Origin of the sequence: Bartonella sp. AA83SXKL (assembly GCF_042196965.1) — a bacterium.
Classification (GTDB): domain Bacteria; phylum Pseudomonadota; class Alphaproteobacteria; order Rhizobiales; family Rhizobiaceae; genus Bartonella.
In genome coordinates this window covers 363-633 of record NZ_JBHIRG010000253.1, presented here as the reverse complement: position 1 = coordinate 633, position 271 = coordinate 363, and the positions used below count along the sequence as shown (strand labels likewise).

The 271-nt window shown below is 41.0% G+C and carries 1 pseudogene; it reads left to right on the top strand.

The window, feature by feature from the left end:
- Positions 1–271 (top strand): annotated as a pseudogene (locus ACFINO_RS10945) (hypothetical protein); the annotation flags it as partial.

Here is a 271-nt window from a genome sequence, read left to right as displayed (position 1 = left end):
CAGTGCTTTTTTTGAACAAAATTATCTTCAAAACAAAACCTCTGCTCATACATGCACAACAGTACAGGATGTTCCTGCGGCAGAGTGCGTTGGCGAGCAATGGCAAATCATGGATATATCGCCAAAACAGGAAGAAAAAGAAGCTTTGCCCACCTGTATTACACAATCCGATACAGGAGACTGTTTACCCGCAGCTGAACCTGTTGGCAATTTTGCTACTAAGCAAAAACGCGTTTTAGAAGAAGAAAAAGTTGTTTTACTATGGCGTTAT